The sequence below is a fragment of the Aliifodinibius sp. S!AR15-10 genome (assembly GCF_031569985.1).
Classification (GTDB): domain Bacteria; phylum Bacteroidota; class Rhodothermia; order Balneolales; family Balneolaceae; genus JAMQKA01.
Window position 1 is genome coordinate 11,698 of the sequence record NZ_JAMQKA010000009.1, and the last position, 24,935, is coordinate 36,632.

The following is a 24,935-nucleotide window of genomic DNA, read 5'->3' on the forward strand; positions in this document are numbered from 1 at the left end:
TAGTCCGCCAATTTTTAAAATAGATGATACTATACTAGCTAGCAGTAAAAAAGTGTTCCCCAAAATGGATTGCAAAAATTGCGACTTAATGGCTAATCGATAAGAATCAATTTCCATTCCAAAACCCTGATTAAATTTAATTACTCATACTATGAATTCAGATACTGCACGTATTTCCAAAATCTTAATTAATTATTTTGAGAAAGTTGTTCATTGGGTTTTTAGTAAGGGTAAGTGTGCTATAATATTAGCCCTCATTTTTTTTGCAGCTTTTTCATCAATAGCTAAACCGCAAAATAGTGTCGGAATTAGCTATGATCGGGATTCACCGCAACTTCAATTTGCAGTGTCCAAGTTAGAGGAAACATTTAGTAAGTTAGATGAGGAAATCTATCGTTCTGACCTTGATCTATCTTCAAAAAGTAATACAGCCGATATAATAGTTATTTCAAATGAGGCCGATGTCTCCGAATTCTCTGGACTCTATAGTAGAACAAATATTAACGATTCAATTCAAGCGGAAGGATTTCAGATTATAAGAGTCAATTCTCCAAGTAACCCCTTTCTTTGTATTCTTGCTCAGGATGAAGATGGCGCTATGTATGGAATTCTGGATTTGGTTGAGCAAGTACAAATGGAAGGACAACTGGATTCTGTTGAAGAGAAAACCTCCAATCCGCGATTTTCATTTCGGGCAATCAAATTTAATCTACCATGGGATTCATACCGACCTGCTAGCAATAAGGCGATGAGTAAGCACTTATCAGTTGTCAGAGATCTAGAGTTTTGGGAAAAGTATCTCGATATGATGGTCGAAAACCGGTTTAACATGCTATCAATCTGGAACCTGCATCCCTTCACATATATGATCAGACCAGAGAATTTCCCGGAAGCCAGTCCCTTTACGGATGATCAATTGGCCACCTGGCAGGATTTCTATCATAAACTTTTTGCAATGGCAGAAGAGCGGGGAATAGATACCTATTTGCTGTTTTGGAACATATTCGTCTCACCCTCGTTTGCCGATGCACACGATATAACTGTGTATGATGAAAGCCCGAATAACCAATACTATTATGGACGTGGGGACACTACTGAGTTGGTAAAGCGCTATACAAGAGACGTGATCAGACAAACACTGAATGAGTATGAATATCTAGATGGTATGGGGATAAGTCTGGGCGAACGCATGGGAGGAATGACACCCAAAGAGCGGGCAAATTGGGCAGAAAATACGATTATAGCCGGCATGCAATCGGCTGATCGTAAAACTAAGCTGATGTACCGTGTTCCCTTTTCAGCTGATGAGGGTTCAGGCGGATCGACGAGTACTACTGTAGAGCAGATGACAAGAGAGCAGATAGAAAGTCTTGAAGGGTTCGATCTTCCCATCTGGGTGCCGATAAAATTCAACTGGTCGCACGGACATTCTACGCCTAAGTTGATTAAAGCACATGGCGGGGAAATTTCAGATACCTACTGGAATCCATTCCCTAATAATTACAAAATGGTCTGGACTGTACGAAATGAAGATTTCTTTATTTTGCGGTGGGGAGAGCCAGATTTTATTAGAAAGCATATTTCTTTGAATGGTCAGAGCTATGTGGGGGGATATATGATTGGTTCGGAAGGATATATTCCAGCTAAGGATCTTTCCCATAAGATAGATCAGCATCAAACTTGGCAGTATCAGTTTGAGAAGCAATGGCTTTTTTATAAGCTATGGGGGCGTTTACTATATAATCCAGAGACCCCAGACAAAGTATTTGAGTCAGCCCTAGCTAATCGTTTTGAAGAGCTTGAATCAGGTAAGGAAATGTTGCGGGCCTATAAGCTAGCCAGCCGTATGCCTTTACGTTTAGCATCTTTCCATGAGGCTACATGGGACTATACACTATATTCAGAAGGTTTTTTAGCTCCTCGCAGTTCAGTAGGACTTCATGAAGAAGTTTCTCCCTTTATTTCAATAAACGAGTTTATTAATCATGAAACGTTGGATTCCACATATGTATCTATTCCTGATTATATCACGTCTAGAATTGACGGGAAAAAGTTACCTGAATATTTAGTTACACCCTTAGAACTTAGTGACAGATCTAAAGAAGACAGCGAGGAAGCGCTTCGGTTGGTAAAGTCTCTCAGGTCATCTGATATGCACTTTTCAAGCGCTTTGGAATGCGAACTCGATGATATCGAGACTTGGGCCAACTTGGGGCTTTATCTATCAGATAAATTGCTCGCTGGGGTTGCGTTGGAACAGTTTCGTAGAACGGGAAATAAAGAACAACAGGAAAAAGCTGTACAGCTGTTAAAAAGAGCAGCTACTCACTGGAATAAGGTAGTTCAGATAACAGAAAATCACTATCACGAGGTTCCCTATAACCCCGAAACACCTCAGTTAAGTGATAAGCTGTTTTCTTGGAAAAGATTTGAAGATCAGGTGCAACGGGATATTCAAATTGCCAAGCAGGCAAATAAAGAGTAATAAATTAACATTCTGTCAATTGGATTGGTTCTGTAATAAACCAGCGTATAAGACAACAATTTATTGTTAAATACTATACTAAAATGGAATTTATTAAGGCGCATACTGGTCCTCTCAAAAACTTAAACCTTAGAATTAAATTACAAGCCAGGGCTGTGGGGATAGAAATAATAAAGTCGGCTTTTTCTTTTATATCCCTAGCCATAGTGTTTGTATTTGGGATAGTATGTTCCGTTCATGCGGATGTGACTATCTCTTATAATACTGATATTCCACAGTTGGAGTTTTCTGTTGATCAGCTTGAGCAGGCACTTCGGGAGCAGGGATATATGCCCAAGCGGGAAGATTTTGCCAGTCTCAATGAAGAGATGGACATTCTTATACTTTCAGAACCCTCTGAGACTATTTATCTCCAAAAGTTCAATGGGAATCCCTCTTTTGATTCTTCAATCCAAAAAGAGGGATATCAGATTCGCCGTTTGGATCATGATGGCCGATCCGTGATAGTTGTAGTGGCCAGTGATAATAGTGGGGCAATGTATGGAACGCTTGATTTGGCTGAGCAAATACAAATGAAGGGAAATTTTGATGAGGTCGAAGAAAAAAGCATTAATCCGCACTCTGAATTCCGGGCAATAAAGTTCAATCTACCCTGGTCGGCTTATCGAGGGAGTGAAAATAAAGCGGTGAACCTACATATGGAAACGGTCCGTGATTTGGACTATTGGGAACGCTTCCTAGATATGATGGCAAAAAATCGATTTAATGTGCTTTCACTATGGAATCGACACCCGTTTTCATATATGATCCGGGCAAAGAATTTCCCCGAAGCAACTCCCTTTTCTGATGTGGAACTCGCAAGATGGAAACGGTTTTGGCATCGGCTTTTTGCAATGGCAAAGGAGCGTGGTATCAAGACTTATATCGTAAACTGGAACATTGTTGTCTCCCCGGAGATGGCGGAGGCTTATGATGTTAGACAACGAAGTGATACCTCTGACCTTGTTCGGAAATATACCCGAGAATCGGTAACTCAGGTTATTAATGAATATGAAAACCTTACTGGCTTAGGCGTAACCTTAGCGGATTGGATGGGAAATTTTGATTTTGAGGGTGAAAAAAATAACGAGATGACACCTAAAGAACGTGAGGATTGGATTGAAGATACTTTTATTAAAGGTATTAACCAGGCTAATCGTGAAGCGCGTTTTATACACCGATCTGTCTTAGCAGGTTCCCCAACAGAGATGCGAAGAGTGATTAATGACGCCAACTTTCAGGATCCAGTTTGGGTGCCAATGAAGTTTAATTGGTCTCATGGGCATTCAACCCCTCGTCTTTCAATTAACCATGCTTATCATTCTGGTGAAATTGATGAACGTCTATGGGAACCAAAACCTAAAAATTATAACATATTATGGACAGTTCGGAATGAAGACTTCTTTATACTCCGGTGGGGCCAGCCAGAATTTATAAGGGCTCATATCGAAAAAAATAACAAGGAATACGCGAAGGGTTACATTATTGGTTCTGAGGATTATATACCGGCAAAAGACTATTCACATAAAATACCCAGCAGTCATATGACCTGGCAATATGCCTTTGAGAAACAGTGGTTATTTTATAAGGCATGGGGGCGGTTACTTTACAATCCTAACACACCGAACGAGGTTTTCGAGTCATCCTTTAACAAACGTTATGGTACTGGTGTTGGTAGAAAGATGCTTAAAGCCTATACCTTAGCTAGTAATATGCCTTTGCAGCTGGCTTCGTTTTACCGAGCGACTTGGGACTTTACTCTTTATTCAGAAGGTTTTCTCGCGCCGGCCGAGTCCGGAGGACTTTTTGATGAAGTATCTCCCTTTATTTCTATCAACGAGCTTATTGACCATATAACACTTGATCCAACATATTACTCCATACCAGACTTTGTCGATGCTTATTTAAGTAAGGAACAAGATATCGATTCTTCGATGTTGACGCCATTGGGTCTGGCTGAGAGTCTGGAAATGGATGCTAAAGTTGCCTTGGAATTGGTGGAGACGCTACCGAAAGATGCTGCTGAACGGAATTTAGAAACGCTCGAATGTGAAATTGCGGATGTTAAGGCTTGGGCTAACCTCAGCCATTATTTCGCCGCCAAGCTCCGCGGTGGGGTGTCACTGGAGATGTTTCGCAAGACTGGAGAACAAGGCGAAAAGAATGAGGCAATTTTACATCTTCAAAAGGCGGCCCATTATTGGGAAGAGGTAGTTGCTGTGACCGAGTCCCACTATCATCCAACTCCCACTGTGGAGCTTGATGATCAGCAGTTTTCGTGGGCAAAATATAGCGATCAGGTGGAGCGGGATGTTCAAATTGCAAGGCAGGCAAAGCCTAATGAATCTACTAAATAAATGGAAAATGCAGGGTCAACCGTATAGATACAATTGTAGCAAGATCTTTAAAAGAAACCAGCATTAATTTACCACAATTCCACATATTATGAACAATTCTATAATTAACTATTTAATCCTTTTTTTATTTACACTTTCTTTGTTCAATTGTGGTAGTGCTGAAAAGGATATTAGCCAAACTACGCAAAGGACACCATCAGAGGAGGAAAAATTTCTTTCAAATTTACCATCTTATATTACGAGAGTTACCCATTTTGGCCAGCGGGCCAACTGGTCCCATGACGGGAGGAAAATATTATTTGTTGAACGGACTTATGGGGACGTTTATGAGGTGACTTTGGAGACCGGTGTGATCCGCCCGGTCACACATCATTACTACCATGAGGGATACGTCCGAGCGAATTATCTCAGCAATGGAGACATTCTGCTATCCGGAGCACCTAACTTTGATTCGGAAAATCCGGGGGCTAGCCGCCATACTAATGCCGAACTATGGGTACTTGATAAAAGCCTTGATAAACCACCTGTACCGTTGGGAACGAAATGTTCCGAAGGTGCAGCCGTTTCTCGAACAAACATGACTATTGCATGGGCTGTTGATGATAGAGCATCGGAAGAACTCCCTGAACAGTCAACAAAAATCTGGATGGCTGACATCAATTATGAAGATGGTACGCCGAAACTAGAAAACAAAAAATTGCTGATTGACAGTAGGGATCATTCCTTTAGACTCAAGGGGCGGCTAGAGACACAAGACTTCCGTTCTCCTAATGAAAAAGAACTGATTTTTACCGCTTATGCGGTTGACTATTCGAGCGCAGATGTCATGGGAATAAATCTGGAAACGAACGAAATTACCAATTATACAAGCTCTCCTCTTTATGAAGAACCGGAAGGCATTTATCCTAGTGGAAAATTTACACTGGTTGAAAGTGATCGCCATAATGGAAAGGGGCCTGGGTTTATTGATATTTATAAGCTAACACTTGATGAATCAGGCCAGATGGAGCGGCTAACGTTCTTTAATGATAATCCGAACTTTAAATCTTCTAATCCAGCTGTAAGTGATGATGGACGGTATATGGCTTTTCAGATGGCAAAGATCGGAGATCCCGCAGGTGTAGGTAGGGGACTTTTTATCTACAATTTTGAAGAAGCCAACGTGAATAGAACAGAATAGAACATGAGGGATGGATAATATAGTGGTATCAGAGTTCCGCCACCATTCCCATTCCAAGTCAAATTTAAGGGATTGCTTTATGTGTATGTTTGACAAATTTTATAAATGCCATTTAAAGGGAAGTTTGATACGTGATCCATTTAAGTAGAAGAATTATTGTCTTATTTGTAACAAGTTTATGTGTAACAACCGCTTGTTCTACAAATTCAGAACTCAAGTGGAATGGAGAGGAGGGCTATCGATGGGCTAAGGTAGAACCCGGTTTTTGGGGAAGTACAGGGTTCGATATGAAAAACTCCGCTTCAACAAATATTGAGTTCAGAAACCAGGTCAGTCAAAAAGAGTTAGAGGAGAACCGTGTATATCTAAACGGTTCAGGCGTAGCTGTTGGAGACGTAGATGCAGACGGTTTGGTTGATATCTATTTTGCAGGTCTTCGAGGATCAAATAAACTTTATAAAAATCTTGGGAACTACAAATTCAGAGATATTACTGAAGAAGCTGGTATTGCCCACGAGGGCTATAACTCCACTGGAGTTGTTTTTGCCGATGTTGATGGTGATAGTGATTTGGATCTTTTAGTTGCATCCGTTCATAAAGGTGTCACGCTTTACATCAACAATGGGAAGGGCTATTTTATGCCAGCTCCCGAAAATCAATTTAAAAGTACTATCGGTAAGGGTAATACAACTTTTGCGTTGGCCGATATTGATAATGACAGGGATCTAGATCTCTACATAACTAATTATAGCCAAAAAACAGCGAGAGATATATTTAGCCTAGAAGAGCTTACTTTTAAAAATACTGGAGAAATAGTGGATGGGGAGTACCAATTACGCCCTCCTTTTGATAAATATTTTGTTCTCTTTGAGACAGAAGACAGGGAATATCGAGGTGAGTATGGTACTGCGGATGAACTCTATATTAATTTGGGAAATGGAAAATTTAAAAGGGCCAATGATCAAGATCACTTTTTAAATCTGGATGGTGAACCCATTAATTTACAAAAAGACTGGGGGCTGACTGCTACGTTTAGGGATGTAAATGGAGATATGTTACCAGACCTGTATGTAGCTAATGATTTTTGGACTCCGGACCGTTTTTGGATTAACCAAGGGAATGGGATGTTCAAGCCCATCCAAAATAAAGCCATCACAAATATGAGCTTTGCATCAATGGGGGTAGATTTTTCCGATATCAACAGGGATGGAGCTTTGGATTTTGTGGTTACCGAAATGCTAAGTTCAAAGCATGGAAGAAGAATGCGTCAATTGTCACAACACATTGCTGAAGAGTACCAAGGGCGAACTCACCATAATCGAAATTCCCTGTATCTAAATCGAGGTGATAACACATTTGCTCAGATCTCTAACTATAGCAATTTGGAAGCTAGTGAGTGGTCTTGGGCTACATCCTTCATGGATATAAATTTAGATGGATATGAAGATTTAATTGTAAATACAGGTTTTTTACAAGATCCCCAGGATCTGGATACCCAGATGTCAATAATGAGAAAGCGAGATGATAGCCAAATAAATTATCCTATTCTTAAGCTCTCCAATAAAATTTTTAGGAATAACGGAGATCTCACCTTTACAGGAAAGAGTGGTGAATGGGGATTTGAAGTGGAGGATATCTCTATGGGAATGGCTTTGGGCGATTTGAACAACGATGGAGATCTGGATCTTGTGAGTAATCGTTTTAATGAGGAAGCAGTAATTTATGAGAATACCAATAATACGGCACGTATTGCTGTACGCCTGAAAGGGGAAAACTCCAATACACAGGGGGTAGGAGCCAAAATTGAATTAAAGGGAGGCCCTACAATGCAACAGAAGGAGGTATATTTAGGAGGTAATTACTTATCAGGATCACAACCTCAAGCCGTCTTTGCAGCTAATCCAGACAATTTAAATCACGAATTAATAATCAGATGGCCAAGCGGTAAAGTAAATTATATTAAGAATTTAGAACCTAATAGAATATATGAGGTTTATGAATCATCAGCTACAGAAACTATAGATGAAGGACAGAAGAACAACAATATCGATCCTCTCTTTGAGGATATATCTGGCCAAATAGAGCATGAACACAACGAAAGTTCGTTTGATGATTACAAAACACAGGCATTGCTCCCAAAGAGACTCAGCGAAGAGGGACCGGGAATTGCCTGGATTGATTACAATGATAACGGTAGAGAAGATCTGTTCATCGCATCTGGTAAAGATGGGAAAATTGGAATATATGAAAATTCGGAGGATGGCCAATTTAACAAAATAGAAATTGATCAATTAAGTGAGGGGGCCACCGGAGATCAAACATCCGTTATCGGATGGAAAGAAAGCGATCAGACAAAAGTGGTAATCGGTAGTGCAAATTTTGAGAAAAATAATTTGAATTCTCCATCGGCGTATATCTATACGATTTCACAGGATGGCGAGGTAAAGGAAGAATATATCCCGGGAATACGCTCTACCACGGGTCCGATTGCTGCGGCAGATTATAGCGGAGACGGATATGTAGATTTATTTATAGGCGGGCGGTTTATACCAGGTCAATATCCTACAAATGCAACTTCCCGCATGTTGACAAATGAGAATGGCGATTTCCAAATTGATACACAAAATCAAAAACAATTTAAAAACATTGGATTAGTTACAGGTGCTGTGTTTACCGATTACAATCAAGATGGAGATCAAGATTTATTACTGAGTACGGAATGGGGAACTCTTCGGTTGTTTCAAAACAAGAGTGGAATATTTTATGACGTTACAACAGATGTAGGCTTAGATCAATACAAAGGGTGGTGGCATAGTGTGGCAACAGGAGATTTTACAAATGATGGCCTTCCTGATTTTGTAGCGACAAATATAGGAACTAACAGCCCTTATCAGATTGGGAACAATCATCCTTTGAAACTCTATTATGATGATTTCAACGGTGATCGGCAGCTTGATATTATAGACGCCTATTATGACGAGCAGATGGGATCCTATGTTCCACGAAGGAAACTTTATGATTTTGATTCGATTTCAACCATTCTTCGAAATGTAGATACCCACGATAAGTTTTCAAGATCGTCGCTGAAAAAGATCTTCAACAAAGATTTCAGTGATGTCCCTTTCAAAGAGATAAATACCCTGGAACACATGGTATTCATCAATACAGGAAATGGATTTAAAGCACATCCGTTACCGGCTGAATCCCAGTTTTCCATTTCCTTTAATGCAGGTGTTGCTGATTTTGATAATGATGGGAATGAAGATCTTTTGTTAAGTCAAAATTTCTTCTCTTTTCCTTCATTTGTACCTAGAATGGATGCTGGACGTGGAATGATACTTAATGGAGACGGAGAGGGTCATTTCAGTGTATTAGATGGTACTCAAAGTGGAGTTAAAATATATGGTGAGCAGCGAGGAGCTGCTATGGCTGATTTTAATAAAGATGGTAAAACAGATTTGGCTGTTACACAAAATGATAGTAAGACCAAACTCTTTAAGAATAGAAGTAAAAAGGCTGGGATCCGTGTAACTCTTATTGGGTCTGAGAGCAATCGTGATGCCATTGGCTCAAGCCTCCGGGTGATATATGCTGACAATAGTAAAGGACCTCGTAGGGAAATACAGGCAGGGTCAGGTCATTGGTCGCAGAACAGTACTACCCAGGTTATGGGATTTGATAGTAAAGCAACGGCAATACAGGTAGAATGGTTTGATGGTTCAACTCAAATAGTTGATTTGCAGAAGGGAAAAATGGAATATCAGATTAAGTATTGATAGAACCTGCTAGAAAGCGTGTCAAGCTCATCAATTATCTGTTTTTAGAGACTTTGCTAAATCAATTGTTTTTATAAAGTCCTCTACTAATCAGAATAATAATTTAATTTGGGATAAACTCATGGGTACAAAACATGATATTTCTCGTCGTAATTTCTTGAAGACAGCTGCAGCACTGAGCGTTTTTCCCGGTACCGGATTATCATTTCAACAAATAGATGCTACACAGGTCAACAACTACGGGGACGTGTTAGCTATTACCGCCGATGGTCATAACGACCCTTATCCGGTTTTAGAAAATAAGACCGGATTGAAGATTCAAAAGATTGAAACCTTTCATAAAAATTCTACACTTGGTTTTGTAAAAATTACTGCCGACAATGGCAGTGTTGGCTGGGGACAAGTTTCTACATACGATGCCGATATATCGATAAATGTTTTACATCGTAAAATTACTGAACACTTTTTAGGTGAAGATCCCAGTGATCTGGGGATATTAGTGGATCGTGCTATTGAGGCCAACTATAAATATCCCTGGTCCTACGTGTGTCGAGCTCTTTCCGGTGTGGATACTGCGGTGTGGGATCTGTTGGGTAAGCACGAGGGGAAAAGTGTATGCGAACTTCTGGGTGGACGCCCACGCCCCTTCCCGGTTTATGGCTCCAGTATGAGCAGGTCTATTACACCAGAAGATGAGTCGGAACGGCTCAAGAAACTATATGAAAAAAAGGGATACCCTGCCTTTAAGGTCCGTGTAGGCAGTGTAAATGGACACAATAAAGATGCGTGGCCAGGACGTACTGAAAATATAATTCCTTCAGTACGTAAGGCATTAGGTGATGATGTAAAACTTCTGGTAGATGCCAACAGCTGCTATGCCCCAACTAAGGCGATTGAAGTAGGTCGTATGCTGCAGGAATACCACTTCACCCAATTTGAAGAGCCCTGCCCTTATTGGGAACTTGAATGGACCACGGAAGTGACGCAAGAGTTGGATATGGCAGTCTCAGGTGGTGAACAAGACAATGAACTGGCTACGTGGCGGCGCATGATCAATATGCATGCTGTAGATATCGTTCAACCAGATATTCTTTACTTGGGTGGAGTGACTCGAACTTTGCGAGTAGCAAAAAAGGCTGAACAACATGGAATCCCCTGCGTGCCCCACTCCGCTAATCGGGCAATGGTTACCCTTTTTACGTTACATGTTATGGGTGCATTACCTAATGCAGGAGACTATGTAGAATTTTCTATTGAAGACACACCATGGGCCGAAAACATTTTTGCTCCGGAATTCGAAGTTATTGACGGGAAGGTAGCCATCCCATCAGGACCAGGTTGGGGAGTTACAATTAACGACAACTGGCTTGATGGAGCAAAAAAGCGTGTTAGTACAGTGGAAAATACTTAATAAAAAGTACCGGAAATAGTAAATAGATTTTGGTATATCATATCAAATTTGCCGTTTCCCGAAAATTAAGAGCCGTGGTATGATCATAAAACTGACTTGTCACCTGCGGAGAAGGATGCCCTATAATTTTACTCACCCCGTGCAGGTAGCGCTCAACAGAGAGGGTGTGGAGTACATATCCGTTGACAGACTTATTCAACAACCGTCTTTGGATCCTGACTATGTGTCCGTGGGCGATTATGTCGAAACTCGCTCTTCCGGCGGGGCTTTCGGAGCGAATGATACTACTCCTCCGAAGCTGGCCGGTATACTTGAAGAGGATTGTCTGGAAGCCCTGCGGCTAGTGGAGGATATAGATACATCCGGCGATCCTTCGTTCATGTACGAAGTATCTGATGTGAAAGCTTGGGCAAATTTGGGACTGCACTTTGCAGAGAAGTTGAAGGGGGCGGTAGCGCTGCAGACTTATCGGACAGAGGGGGGAGAAGAAAACAAGCGCAATGCTGTCGAACACTTGGAAAAGGCTTTAGGGTTTTGGGATGAGGTGATTTCAATTACGCGGCCAATTTACAAAGACATGCCATTAGTGCATTACAACAGGAGAGGGGACGATAGAAATGACAATCTATTTCACTGGCAGTTGATTAGATCGGAAGTCGCCAATGATATAGAAATTGCCCGCAATGCAACAGCAAGCACCACTGGAAAATGACAGCCAGAACTATGATATAAGTTTCAAATTATAACATCACAAACCACAAATGATTATGAAATTCATGATATCTTTGTTAGCCGGATCATTCCTTCTCCCTCTTATAGGTTGTGCCTCAGAGGAACCTGTAGAAAATCCTGAAACCTGGTCAGAGCAACAGCTCTCCGATTGGTTCAATCAAAAAGACTGGCTGGGTCAAACAAATCTGCAACCCCATTCTTCAATCAATAAAAGGGAGTTTGTTATCCGGTATCATCAGAATAAAGCACGTTGGGATAAAGCTTTTGCCTTTCTAAAAGAAGCAGATCTCAAAGCTATTGAGGAAGGTAATCATGAATTAGACGGGCAGGATGTGTTTGTGATGGTGTCAAAATATAATACGAAAAATCATAAAGATGTGCCGTTTGAGGCACATAAGGAATACACTGACATTCAGTATGTCGTTTCCGGTTCTGAGTATATTGGTGTGGCAGACGTTTCTTCTGCTACTGTAACTACTCCTTATGAAGAAGAACAAGACATTGTATTCTATGACAATGTTGTGGATGGGCAGCATCATTTGGCCCAACCTGATACATTCTTCATCTTTTTCCCCGGCATGGGACACAGTCCAGGCAGGAAAGTTGAGGACAGTGTTCCCGTCAAAAAAGTCGTGATTAAAGTGAAGAATTAACTTACTAGCTTTCTTAAAAAATAAATCAGTATTAACAATGGCCAATAACAATATTACAATTCGAGATAATTTAACAAAAGAATACAGCGATATCTTTACCCCGGAAGTACTTTCTGTTCTACGGGAGCTCTCATCTTTTAACAGTGATATTAAGGAAGTAATGGCTGCCCGGATACAACGTCGAGCGAAGCGACAACGGGATAAGACCCGGATCTCTTTTCTAGATCCGGAAAGCACAATTCCCCGAACCGATATTAAAGTTCAGGATGCCCGTGATGGTAATTTTGAGGGATCGGCGATTCCGGAGGACCTGCAACGTCAATGGATCCAGGGCACCGGACCTGCGACGAAGCCAGATGCCCCGGTGGAGAGCAGTATTCGCAACGTGGCATATGCCCTGCTTTCCGGCGCTGACGGTTGGATGTTTGATGGCGAAGATGCGCTCGGGCAAACCGGTACCATGTCGCTTGATAATCAGCGAAATCTGAAGCTGGCTATTCGTAAGGATCCTTTGTTCCTAAAGGTCGCAGAGCAAGTGGCAGAGGGAATGAATGACTGGGCGGAGGATTTCTTTGACCGTCCCATTGTCGATGACTGGAAAGAGCAACTTGATTTTACAACGAAGATATTTCGCGTGCGGGGTCTTCATCTTGATGATCGTCATATCCGTTATAATGGAGAGGGAATGGCTGCCTCCATAGTTGATCTGGTTTTATATGTGGCCAATAATTATAAAGTCTTGCAAAATGAGGGTTCCTCTATTGTATTGTATCTGCCCAAAATACAGACGGCAGAAGAGGCAGCTCTCTGGAATGAGATACTGACCGCTCTTGAGCAGGAACTCGGAATAGAGATAGGTGCAATCAAAGTGTACGTCTTGGTCGAGCAACTTGAGGCGACCTATCAGTTGATGGAGATTCGCGCTGCTCTTGGAAAACATTTTGTTGGGTATAATACCGGCCGGTGGGATTATATCAACAGTGTAGCTGATGCCATGACATGGGATAAGGATTTTGTCAATCCCAATATTGAAGAGATCACCATGACATATGGATATATGCGTAACTACGAAGATCGGGTGCGAAGGGCGGTAAATACTCCAGACAATAACGGCAACTTTGCTCTCTGGCAGGGCGGAATGGAACCAAATATTCCAGTTGGAACAGAGGAAGGGGTTTCATCCGGAATGAAAAAAGCTGTAGTCGGTGCCCAGCGCGAACAACGTGAGGGAGCCAGCGGCAAATGGGTTGCGCACTGGAAAATGGTGCATATCGTCAGGCCTGTGTGGGAGAAGATCGGAGAGGCTAATCAGTTGGGGCGAGAATTCCCTGCGCTCAGCTACACAAAAGAAGATGAAGATGGGCTGCTTCTTCTTGAACCTGCTGAGAGAACCATACGCGGGGCGCGCAATCTGCTGAGTGTTGCCTTGCAGTACGGAAATGCATTCGGGCAGGGCATGCAGGCAGCTGCCTTGAAACCAGCTGATTTCTTTGGTAATGACGATATTCTGTACCTGATGGAAGATATGGCAACGGGGGAAATTCGGCTAAGTATTCTTTGGGAATGGGTTCATAAAGGCGCAGTTCTTACGAAGGATAATCCGGCAGTTGGCGTAAAAGAAGGTGATGTTTTTACACCTGAATTATTTGAAAAACTGTTGCAAGAGGAATACCAGAAGCTGCTTAATGCCAGTGACAGGGATGTATATGACTATTCAAAAACTACTACGTTGCCAATTTCCCGTGAAATTGTCCGGGATTATGTACTCAGCGATATAAAACTTCCATGGTTTATTGACTTGTTAAATATTAATCTGAATAACGAGGATCTGAATGTGGCAGCCCAAAGGATTGCACAGTATAAAGAGGCCTTTAAAAATGAGGGAGCTCGCATTACAGAAAATCTCGATTTTCCTGCAATTCCCGCATAGTATTTGCCTTAGACAATTTGGCTCGTTAATCCTGTAAAGCTGCAATATGGTAATTTCAACAGATTCCTTTATCACAGACTTGCGAAAGAACATCCAGGGTGATGTTCTTAGTGACGACTATTCGTTAGGTATGTATGCCACCGATGCCAGTATTTATCAGATTAAACCTGTGGGAGTTACTCTGCCCAAAAACGAAGCTGATGTAAAGAAAGCTGTTGAAATAGCTCGAAGCCATAATATAAAGTTATTGCCAAGAGGCGGAGGCACCAGCTTGGCTGGACAAACAGTAGGCAAAGCTTTGGTAGTTGATTTCTCTAAGTACATGAATGAAGTACTGGAAGTTAACGAGCAGGAAAGATGGGTACGAGTGCAACCAGGAATGGTTCGGGATGAGTTGAATGAGGAGATGGCAAAATTCAACTTACATTTTGCTCCTGATCCAGCTACTTCCAGTCGTGCTAATGTGGGCGGTATGGTCGGGAATAACTCTTCCGGTACAAAAAGTGTGCTATATGGCAAGACTGTTGATCATGTGCTAGAGGCAAAAGTTTTATTGGCTGATGGGACTGTAATGTGGCTGAATGAATGTTCCCGGGAAGCGATTGAGCAGAAGATAAGGCAGGGCGGTAGGGAAGGTGAGATCTACAGGGAATTTGATGCGATCATCAAACGAAATGAAGATGAGATAGAACAACGCTTTCCCAAAGTAATGAGAAGGGTGGGGGGATATAACCTTGATGAATTTATCAATACGGACCGGTGGAATCTCTCAAAGCTGATAACCGGCAGTGAAGGGACATTGGCTATCATTCTTGAGTTAAAACTTAATCTTGAACCCCTTCCCAAATATAAGTCAGTAGCCGTAGTCCATTTTGCAACATTGTCAATGGCCCTGCGAGCTGTCAAGCACATACTTGACTACCGACCTTCTGCCATTGAAATACTAGACCGTACAGTATTGAGGTTGAGCAGAAAAAACCTGACTACAAAGCGGCATTGTCATTTTATAGAAGGTGATCCTGCTGCCATTCTTATTGTTGAATTCTATGGAGATACTACTGAGGAAGTAATGGAAAGGCCTCAGGAAATGATTGATCATCTTAAAAATGAAGAGATGGGTTATGCCTATCCTTATTTTCCCGAAGGCACCGAGTATGAAGATGTTTGGATCGTACGCAAAAAAGGGTTAGGGCTTATGTTAGGCTTGCATGGCGAAAAAAAGCCCTTGCCATTCATTGAAGATGCCGGTATCCCCGTAGAGGCATTGCCTGAATATATTGAAAATGTTCTTGCTATTTGCCGGAAATATAATACCGAAGTCTCCATGTATGCACACGCCAGCGTAGGCGTCATACATGTCAGGCCGATTCTGGATCTTCGGCAGAATGAGGATATTCAAAATTTGAAAAATATTGCCGAAGAAACCTTTGATTTAGTAATGGAGGTTGGTGGGTCGTGGAGTGGCGAGCATGGCGATGGATTGGTAAGAAGTGCTTTTAATGAGCGTTTTTTTGGTACCCGATTGTATAATGCGTTTAAGGAAGTAAAACAATTATTTGATCCGGGCGACATGATGAATCCTGGTAAGATAGTGAATGCCCAAACTATCGAACACAACCTTCGATATGGATCTGGATATACCGACCAGGAGGTAAACACAGAGTTTCAATATCGCTCGGAAAATAGTTTCAGGGAAAGCGTACACATGTGTACAGGTGTGGGAGAATGCCGGAAAATGCAGGGGGGAACGATGTGTCCCAGTTTTAAAGCTACCCGTGATGAAGAACATTCCACCAGGGGACGGGCAAATGCTCTTCGGCTGGCAATGTCAGGTCAATTGGATGACGAGGGGCTTACCAGTAAGCGACTTCAGGAGGTAATGGATCTGTGTCTGTCTTGTAAAGCCTGCAAATCGGAATGCCCCAGCAATGTGGATATGGCTAAGATGAAAAGTGATGTCCAACAGATGTATTACGATGAGCATGGCATTAGTCTGCGTGATCGTTTGATCAGAGATTCTTCCAGGGCGGCTTCCCGGCTATCCGGCATCTTGGCGGGCTTAGTAAACTCTATTCAAAAATCACCTTTTTTTAGATTCATTCTGGAAAAGATAGCTGGATTTGACAAACGAAGAGTTTTGCCATCGTATGCCAAAGAACCCTTTTACAGGTGGTTTGAAAAGAACAATACCTATGAAAGTGAAAAAAAGGTAGTTCTATATGCAGATACGTATTTGAATTTTCATGAACCAAGGGTTGGTATATCTGCTCTGCAGTTACTCAACTCATGTGGATATGAAGTGATACTGGCCAATGTCGGGTGCTGCCAGCGACCCAAAATATCCCATGGGTTTCTAAGAGAAGCCAAAAAAGAGGGGGCTAAAACCTTGGAAGGGTTAAAGAAGTACCTGGATCAGGGACTAAAAATTCTGGTCTGTGAGCCGAGCTGTGCCTCTGCTCTTAACGATGATTTTCCGGACCTAATTGAAGATGAGACGCTGGCGACCCAACTTAAAGAACAGGTAATGATGATTGATGTTTTTTTAGCCGGTGAAATAGAAGCAGGAAATTTGTCCGCGGATTTTACATCTATCGCAGGCGATATGCTTATTCACGGGCATTGTCATCAGAAGGCTCTTTACAGCACGAAAGCAATGAAGTCAATCTGTGAGGCGACCGATCACGAGGTCGAAGAAATTCCTTCCGGATGTTGTGGTATGGCAGGCTCCTTCGGTTATGAAAAAGAACATTATGATATTTCCAGGAATATTGGAGAGATGGTGTTGTTTCCCGCCGTAGCGTCCATGAAAGAAGATACTTCATTAGTAGCCAGTGGCTTCAGCTGTCGCCACCAAATAGAGCATTTTACCGGCAAACGTCCCAAACATTGGGTAGAGGTTATAAGAGCTAAGCAACGTCAATAAAAAAATGTCATTTATGTCTTTATTAACTCTGGCTTTTCTTGCTTTTTTACCCATTTTGGTTGCGGGTATATTATTAATTGGCTTCCGGATAGCAGCAAAAATTGCCATGCCCCTTGTGTTGGCCGTGACGGTTGTCATCTCTTATTTCGTGTGGGATTTTTCTGCCCTTAACATTGTTGCTTCATCCATACAAGGGCTGTTTATTACCTTCGATATTCTCTGGATTATTTTCGGGGCTATACTGTTGCTGAACCTTTTAAAATATTCGGGAGGAATAAGTGTCATACGTCAGAGCTTTGCCGATATCAGCCCGGACCGAAGGGTTCAGGTGGTTATCATCGCCTGGCTGTTCGGGTCTTTTTTGGAAGGAGCAGCCGGTTTTGGAACCCCTGCTGCGATTGTAGCTCCCCTGCTGCTGGCTCTGGGCTATCCTGCACTTGCTTCCGTAATGTTAGGTCTGATGGTGCAAAGTACAGCGGTGACGTTTGGCGCCGTAGGAACTCCGATATTAATAGGTGTGCAGTCGGGGTTGGCAAGCCCGGAGTTTAGTGCCCAGTTGGCTTCCGTAGATGCCTCGATGATGGATTACCTGTTGGTAGTAACCTCTCATGTAGCCATATTACACGCTATTGCAGGTACCCTGATGCCTATACTGATGGTTGTTATGATGACGCGTTTTTTTGGTGAAAACAAATCGTGGAAAGAGGGTTTTTCCATTTTTCCGTTTGCTCTGTTGGGAGGATTGGCATTTACCGTCCCCTATACTCTTACGGCTCTGTTTTTAGGTCCTGAATTCCCTTCTTTGATTGGGGCCCTTATTGGCCTACCCATTGTCACATATGCGGCCAATCGTGGATTTTTAATACCTGATGACAGTTGGGATTTTCCTGCAGAAGAAGCCTGGCCTGCCTTCTGGATTGGCACCTTAACAGTGAGTTCGGAAAATGAGGTTAAAAAGCCGGGCTTGACATTATTTAAAGCATGGATGCCCTATTTACTCCTGGCTTTGATCTTGGTGTTAAGCCGGCTGCATCAACTGCCCATCCGGGAAGCATTCCTTAGTGTGGAGCTAAGTTGGCAGGAGATATTCGGATCCACGATTTCGGCGAGCAGCACGCCCCTCTACCTGCCGGGCACCATTTTACTGATTGTAGGAGTAATTACAGTCTTTTTACATAAGATGAATATCGCTGAAGTCAAGACGGCCTTTTTCGAAAGCTCAAGGATGCTCCTTGGGGCGGGTTTTGTACTCATATTTACGATTCCAATGGTGCGTATTTATATAAATTCTGGTATTAACGAGATTGGTCTCGACAGTATGCCTATTATTATGGCGGATTGGGTGGCAAGCAGCGTTGGTCAGATTTATCCTTTTTTCGCTGCCTCTATTGGAGGTCTGGGAGCCTTTATTGCCGGCAGCAATACCGTTAGTAATCTCATGTTCAGCTTATTCCAGTTTGGAGTAGCCGAAAGCCTGTCGATTCCTACAACGATCTTGGTGGCCCTGGGGGCTGTTGGGGCTGCTGCCGGTAATATGGTCGCCATTCACAATATTGTGGCGGCATGTGCTACAGTAGGCTTTTTAGGGAAAGAAGGTAGTGTATTGAGATTGACTGTTATTCCCACGCTTTACTACGTAATATTCATAGGAATATTAGGGTTGCTGGCCATAAGCTTTTTTGGAGTTTCCGATCCGCTATTCAATCAATTTAATCTAAATCCTTGAAACATGTCTTTATCTATTGAATCATCATTAGTCACTCCACTCTTAACTGGTGGAAAATGGATTACTCCTAAGACTACCGATTTCGAAGAAGTTTATAACCCATCCTCTGCACAAATTATTGCTTATACGCCCATATGTGGTGCTAAGGAGGTTGAAGAAGCCGTTGAAGCCGCAAGAACAGCTTTTAAACACTGGTCGCAAATGCCGCCCTCAAAACGATCGGATATCTTATTTCGCTATCGTAAATTATTAAAAGAAAATTTTGATGATTTATCCAGATTAATTACTCGTGAGAACGGGAAAACGTTGGAAGAAGCCAAGGGGGATATTCAACGTGGATTAGAGGTAGTTGAGTTTGCATGCGGAATTGCGGAGTTAAGTAAAGGAGAAACTTTACCTCAAATAGCTCGCCAAATTGATAGTGTAACAATGCGTGAGCCTTTAGGAGTGTGTGTCGGAATCAGTCCCTTTAATTTCCCTGCGATGGTTCCGATGTGGATGTTTCCGATTGCAATTGCCTGTGGTAATACTTTTATCCTCAAACCAAGTGAAAAAGTACCGTTGACTGCTATTCGTTTGGCGGAGTTATTTCAGGAAGCGGGTCTTCCCGATGGTGTATTAAACATAGTACATGGAAGCAAAAATGTGGTAGAAGCACTATGCACTCATCCTGATGTATCGGCAATAAGTTTCGTTGGCTCATCAAAAATAGCTAAACAAGTGTATGCTTTAGGCTGTCGATATGGTAAGCGAGTACAAGCTGGCGGAGGTGCAAAAAATGCTCTTATAGTTATGCCAGATGCTGATCCTGAATCGACACTTCGTGCTATTATGGGAGCAGCATTTGGATGCGCTGGACAACGTTGTATGGCAGGATCTTTATTGATGGGTATAGATGAAATTGGAGACAAGTTACAAGATCGACTGGTAGATTTAATGAATGATTTAAATATAACAGATACCAGTTCTGATGACACTGCGGAAATGGGGCCAGTTATTGATAAATCTTCTCAGATGCGCATTAACAAAACTATCGGGAATATGGTTGCCCAAGATATAAAATTAGTACGTGATGGAAGGGAAAATGTACCAGAGCAAGGCTTTTTTGTGGGACCTACACTATTTGATCAAATAACTCCGAAAGATTCAGCTTTCAGCAATGAAATTTTTGGTCCGGTCCTTTCAATGTTACGCCCAAAAAATATTGACCAAGCTATAGAGTGGCAAAATAGTCTGCCATATGGAAATGGAGCTACTATTTTTACAAATAGTGGAGCTACAGCACGTAGATTTTCTAGAGAAATAAACTGTGGTATGGTTGGGGTTAATGTAGGAGTACCGGCTCCAATGGCAATGTATCCATTCTCTGGTTGGAATGATTCCTTTTATGGGGATTTGCATTTACAAGGCGCGGAAGGTGTTATGTTTTATACACGTCAAAAAATAGTACTATCTCGATGGGACGATTCTTATGAACGACATCTGGGATGGTAAATATTAGTGCAAAATTATTTTAGAACGCTTTTAATTGAACAGACTAAGCTATGACTCATTCATTTAATATTCCATCAACCATAATATCGGGAGCGGGGGCTAGAAAGACTTTAGCAGATCAACTCAATAGGCTAAAGATAAAACGGGTACTCTTTGTAACAGATTCGTTTTTTTCGGAAAATGGTTTAGTTGACGAAATGTCCCTGTCTTTAAATAAACGTGGGATTTTTTCAGCTGTTTTTAGTGATGTACAACCGGATCCAACTGTAGAAATTGTTCAGCAGGGATTACAACACTTGAAAGAATTTGAAGCTGAAGCACTAATTGCAGTTGGTGGAGGTAGTTCTATTGATACGGCAAAAGCTATTTCTATTCTAAAAACGAATCCAGAGCCTTTAAATCAATATATGGGGTATCATAAGGTTAAAAATCCGGGTATTCCTATGATTGCAATACCTACCACTGCTGGGACAGGTAGTGAGGTAACAAAAGTGACTGTTATAACAGATACGAAAAGTGATACGAAAATGATGATGTTAGATGCATTTCTGTTACCAACCATTGCAATTGTTGATTATGAATTAACAATATCTATGCCAAAATCCCTTACAGCTTATGTAGGCGTTGACACATTAACGCATGCAGTGGAGGCATATGTCTCTAAAAAGGCGAATGTTATGACTGATCCAATTGCTTTATCTTGCATTCGTCTGGTTTCAAACTACCTGACAAAAGCATGGAAAAATCCGAATAATCATAAAGCTCGTGAAGGGATGGCTTTGGCAGCTTGCCATGGTGGTATGGCTTTTAGCAATAGTAGTGTTTGTTTGATTCATGGTATGAGTCGTCCCTTGGGCGTGCAATTTCACTTACCTCACGGTTTGTCAAATGCGGTATTGTTACCTACAGTAACACGGTTTTCTATTTCAGGAGCAAAAGAACGATATGCTAACGTTGCGAAAATATTAGGATTTGCATCATCTAAAGATTCTATTAAAGCTTCAAATGAAGCTTTAATAGATGGCTTGTTATCATTAAATGATCAATTAAAAATTCCCTCTCTCCAAAATTGTGTAGATGTAGATAAGAAAAAGTTTGAAGAAGTTCTTGGAAAAATGGCTCAAGATGCTTTGGATTCCGGAAGTCCACAAAATAATCCTGTTGTCCCAACAGTAGATCAAATTATGGAGCTTTATAAACAAGCTTGGTAATACACGTTTGATGTTTTACTTAGTTTGGCCATAAGCTTTTTTGGAGTTTCCGATCCGCTGTTTAATCAATTTAATCTAAATCCCTAACAGAAGAGATTACAGAGTGTTTAACAAAGGACATCGCAGGGAAAAACAAATGAGGCTTAATGCTAAATAAAAATAGGTTAGGATGTATGTTAATTAATTATGGCAAACCTCCCCGCAGTTCTGGCGGACTAGAATATCTGGGGATAAAAGACAACGATAACTTGCTTTGGAACCTGACGCCACCGGAACTCTATGATGAGGCCATTCGCAATGGTGAGGCGATACTGACCAACGATTATGTCCTCCGCGTGTTGACTGGAAAGTATACCGGACGCTCGCCCGCGGATCGCTTCATCGTAAAAGAGCCGTCGGTTAGTGACGACATTGACTGGGGTGAAATCAACCAACCTATTTCTGTGGAAGTGTTTAACCGGCTCCGCCGGAAAGTAAGCCGTTATCTGAACGGCAAAAAACTTTATGTGAAAGATGTATACGCCGGCGCGGATCCATCGTACCGGCTCAGTGTACGGGTGGTCAGCGAGGCAGCCTATCATGGATTATTCAGTCATAACATGTTCATTAGACCCTCACAGGATGAGTCTGCATCCCATGAGCCAGATTTCACTGTTTTAGCGGCACCCAATTTCAAGGCTGATTCCCAGATAGACGGCCCTCAATCCAGTACATTTATCGTGCTGAGTTTTGAACAAAAACTGATCCTCATCGGCGGTACCCTCTATTCTGGGGAGGTAAAGAAGGGAATTTTCTCAGTGCTGAATTACCTTTTGCCGAAAAAAAAGTGTTGACCATGCACTGTTCAGCAAACATGAACGAGAATGGTGATACAGCCCTATTCTTTGGGCTATCGGGCACCGGTAAGACCACCCTTTCATCCGATCCCGATCGCATTTTAATCGGCGATGATGAGCATGGTTGGAGTGAAGAAGGTGTATTCAACATTGAAGGTGGCTGTTATGCTAAAACTATTAATCTTTCCGAAGAGGAAGAACCGTTGATATATAATACCACCTGGATACCTGGTACTATACTCGAAAATGTAGTATTGGATGCAAACAGAAACCCATGTTTTGATGATGACAGTCTGACCCAAAATACCCGGTGCTCCTATCCGATTCATTATATCCCCAATGCCAGTAAGACTGGGCACGGGAATCACCCATCAAACATCTTCTTTTTGACTTGCGATGCTTTCGGCGTACTTCCTCCCATCTCCCGACTTACTCCAGATCAGGCGATGTATCATTTTATCAGTGGTTATACGGCAAAGATTGCGGGAACTGAACATGGTGTGACAGAACCACAAGCCACCTTTTCAGCCTGTTTTGGAGCTCCGTTCATGCCGCTGCATCCTATGATATATACCGAGCTCTTGGCAAAAAAAATTCGGCGGCATAAATCTTCAGTGTGGCTGGTAAATACAGGGTGGACCGGTGGCCCCTACGGAACAGGACACCGCATGAATTTAAAACATACCCGCCGGATGCTCATCGAAGCTTTGAAAGGCAATCTCAACGAGGTTGAATTTGTATATGATTCTGTCTTCGGATTAGCCATACCGACGAGAATAGATGGAGTACCAGCAGAAATTCTGGCACCCCGCAAAACATGGGATGATAAAGAGGCTTTCGATCAAAAGGCAAGAAAACTAGCGCAGATGTTTGACCAGAATTTCAAACAGTTTGAGGAAGAAGCAAGCCAGCAGCTCGTTAAGGCGGGACCGAAGGTCTAGTTTGGTAATTTGACTTTGCTTATTTGTTGGTCAGTTATGAATGAAATATCAAATATATAAATAGTTTAAACCAAGAAAATATTTACTAAAAATAAATTCTCTCTGTAACTATAATCAACAATAGTTAACGAAGCGATCCCAGATTAAAATAATTATTGAAGTATGAAATTACCTTTTTGGATGCCAAAACAATGGGATAAATTCCCAATATACATGTTTTAGATTCATTTGGTGAGGTAACTTACTATCAGACTACTTTTCCAAGTCAAACTTTAGAACGGATTAAAGGGGTAGATATAGTAATCACAAATAAAGTAGAATTAAATATAACTATTATTGAACAGGCCGATAAGCTAAAGTTAATCTGTGTGGCAGCTACCGGCACCAATAATATTGATCAAGCAGCTGCCAAGGAGCGAGGTATCCCAGTAAAGAATGTTAGCGATTATGCATCAAAAAGTGTGGCTCAGATTACCTTTTCTTTATTACTGTACCTTCTTCATAAACCCCCTTATTATAATAGATATGTTAAGCAAGGCAGATATTCAGAAAATGATATATTTACACATATTGGTAGAACTTTTTGGGAATTGAATGGAAAACGTTTTGGTATTATCAGTTTGGGTAATATCGGCAGCGAGGTAGCAAAAATAGCTGAAGCTTTCGGAACGGAAGTAGTGTATTATTTGGCTTCCGGTAGAAATATTCAGCAGCCATATTTCATTTGAATTTGGATAAACTTTTAATCACCTCTATTATTGTTTTCAGTCATGCTTCATTGAATAAATATACTGCGAACCTTATTAATTATGAACGCTTCCTCCTTATGAAAAAATCAGCCATTTTAATAAATACAGGTAGGGGAGGTATTGAAAATGAATCGGATTTGGCACGGGTTCTGGATGAAGATTTAATTGCCGGTGCAGGTATAGATGTATTTGAAGAAGAACCGATTGATTCAAAGAATCCTCTACTAAAAGTAAAAAATAAAGAGAAATTGGTTTTGACTCCGCATATAGCTTGGGCAAGTATTGAGGCCCGTACTTTACTTATGGAAAGAGTTATACATAACATTCAAGTATTTTTAAACTTAAAGAAGTAAGGATTCAAGAAAAGAATAAGAATTTTACTCTTTAATTCAAGTTCCTGTGTGGGAATAGTGTGGTAGTTTTACCCAAAGTGGTAAAGGAAGTTAGTGATGAAAAAAGTACAGCCCAGTTTACCTTTATTGATCACAGTCT

At 41.6% G+C, this 24,935-nt stretch carries 14 protein-coding genes and 1 pseudogene; all 15 read left to right on the top strand.

Annotated elements, in window-relative coordinates; all coding sequences use genetic code 11:
* Nucleotides 1-151 precede the first annotated feature (151 nt).
* The 15 genes and pseudogenes from NC796_RS08000 (at nt 152) to NC796_RS08070 (ending at nt 24,796) form a co-directional block, all read left to right on the top strand.
* Nucleotides 152-2,485: a hypothetical protein gene (locus NC796_RS08000; protein WP_310683742.1), complete on the top strand. Its 2,334-nt coding sequence runs from the start codon at nt 152-154 to the stop codon at nt 2,483-2,485.
* Nucleotides 2,486-2,568: 83 nt separating this feature from the next.
* Complete coding sequence (locus NC796_RS08005) at nt 2,569-4,881, top strand: hypothetical protein (RefSeq protein ID WP_310683744.1); 2,313 nt, start codon at nt 2,569-2,571, stop codon at nt 4,879-4,881.
* 88 nt (nt 4,882-4,969) lie between these two features.
* Nucleotides 4,970-6,061: a hypothetical protein gene (locus NC796_RS08010; RefSeq protein WP_310683746.1), complete on the top strand. Its 1,092-nt coding sequence runs from the start codon at nt 4,970-4,972 to the stop codon at nt 6,059-6,061.
* Nucleotides 6,062-6,348: 287 nt separating this feature from the next.
* A complete protein-coding gene (locus NC796_RS08015) occupies nt 6,349-9,837 on the top strand; it encodes an FG-GAP-like repeat-containing protein (RefSeq protein WP_310683748.1) in 3,489 nt (1,162 codons plus the stop codon).
* A gap of 121 nt (nt 9,838-9,958) precedes the next feature.
* Nucleotides 9,959-11,248 (top strand): mandelate racemase/muconate lactonizing enzyme family protein, encoded by a 1,290-nt coding sequence (locus tag NC796_RS08020; RefSeq protein WP_310683750.1) that lies wholly within the window; start codon nt 9,959-9,961, stop codon nt 11,246-11,248.
* Nucleotides 11,249-11,327: 79 nt separating this feature from the next.
* Nucleotides 11,328-11,960 (top strand): hypothetical protein, encoded by a 633-nt coding sequence (locus NC796_RS08025; protein WP_310683752.1) that lies wholly within the window; start codon nt 11,328-11,330, stop codon nt 11,958-11,960.
* Between the two features lie 55 nt (nt 11,961-12,015).
* On the top strand, nt 12,016-12,633 hold the full coding sequence (locus NC796_RS08030) for a YhcH/YjgK/YiaL family protein (RefSeq protein ID WP_310683754.1): 618 nt from the start codon (nt 12,016-12,018) through the stop codon (nt 12,631-12,633).
* Between the two features lie 37 nt (nt 12,634-12,670).
* Nucleotides 12,671-14,563, top strand: coding sequence for a hypothetical protein (locus NC796_RS08035; RefSeq protein WP_310683756.1), 1,893 nt, complete (start codon nt 12,671-12,673; stop codon nt 14,561-14,563).
* A 46-nt stretch (nt 14,564-14,609) separates the two neighbouring features.
* Complete coding sequence (locus tag NC796_RS08040) at nt 14,610-17,486, top strand: FAD-linked oxidase C-terminal domain-containing protein (RefSeq protein ID WP_310683757.1); 2,877 nt, start codon at nt 14,610-14,612, stop codon at nt 17,484-17,486.
* Between the two features lie 13 nt (nt 17,487-17,499).
* The gene (locus NC796_RS08045) at nt 17,500-19,212 is read left to right on the top strand and encodes an L-lactate permease (RefSeq protein ID WP_310683759.1); all 1,713 of its coding nucleotides are present in this window, start codon (nt 17,500-17,502) and stop codon (nt 19,210-19,212) included.
* Nucleotides 19,213-19,215: 3 nt separating this feature from the next.
* Entirely contained in the window at nt 19,216-20,706 is a 1,491-nt protein-coding gene (locus tag NC796_RS08050) for a CoA-acylating methylmalonate-semialdehyde dehydrogenase (protein WP_310683761.1), read from the top strand.
* 50 nt (nt 20,707-20,756) lie between these two features.
* Nucleotides 20,757-21,917 (top strand): iron-containing alcohol dehydrogenase, encoded by a 1,161-nt coding sequence (locus NC796_RS08055; protein ID WP_310683763.1) that lies wholly within the window; start codon nt 20,757-20,759, stop codon nt 21,915-21,917.
* 173 nt (nt 21,918-22,090) lie between these two features.
* Nucleotides 22,091-23,694: pseudogene (gene pckA / locus NC796_RS08060) on the top strand (phosphoenolpyruvate carboxykinase (ATP)).
* 281 nt (nt 23,695-23,975) lie between these two features.
* The gene (locus tag NC796_RS08065) at nt 23,976-24,422 is read left to right on the top strand and encodes an NAD(P)-dependent oxidoreductase (protein WP_409070361.1); all 447 of its coding nucleotides are present in this window, start codon (nt 23,976-23,978) and stop codon (nt 24,420-24,422) included.
* Nucleotides 24,423-24,472: 50 nt separating this feature from the next.
* The gene (locus tag NC796_RS08070; protein ID WP_310683940.1) at nt 24,473-24,796 is read left to right on the top strand and encodes an NAD(P)-dependent oxidoreductase; all 324 of its coding nucleotides are present in this window, start codon (nt 24,473-24,475) and stop codon (nt 24,794-24,796) included.
* The last annotated feature ends 139 nt before the right edge of the window (nt 24,797-24,935 follow it).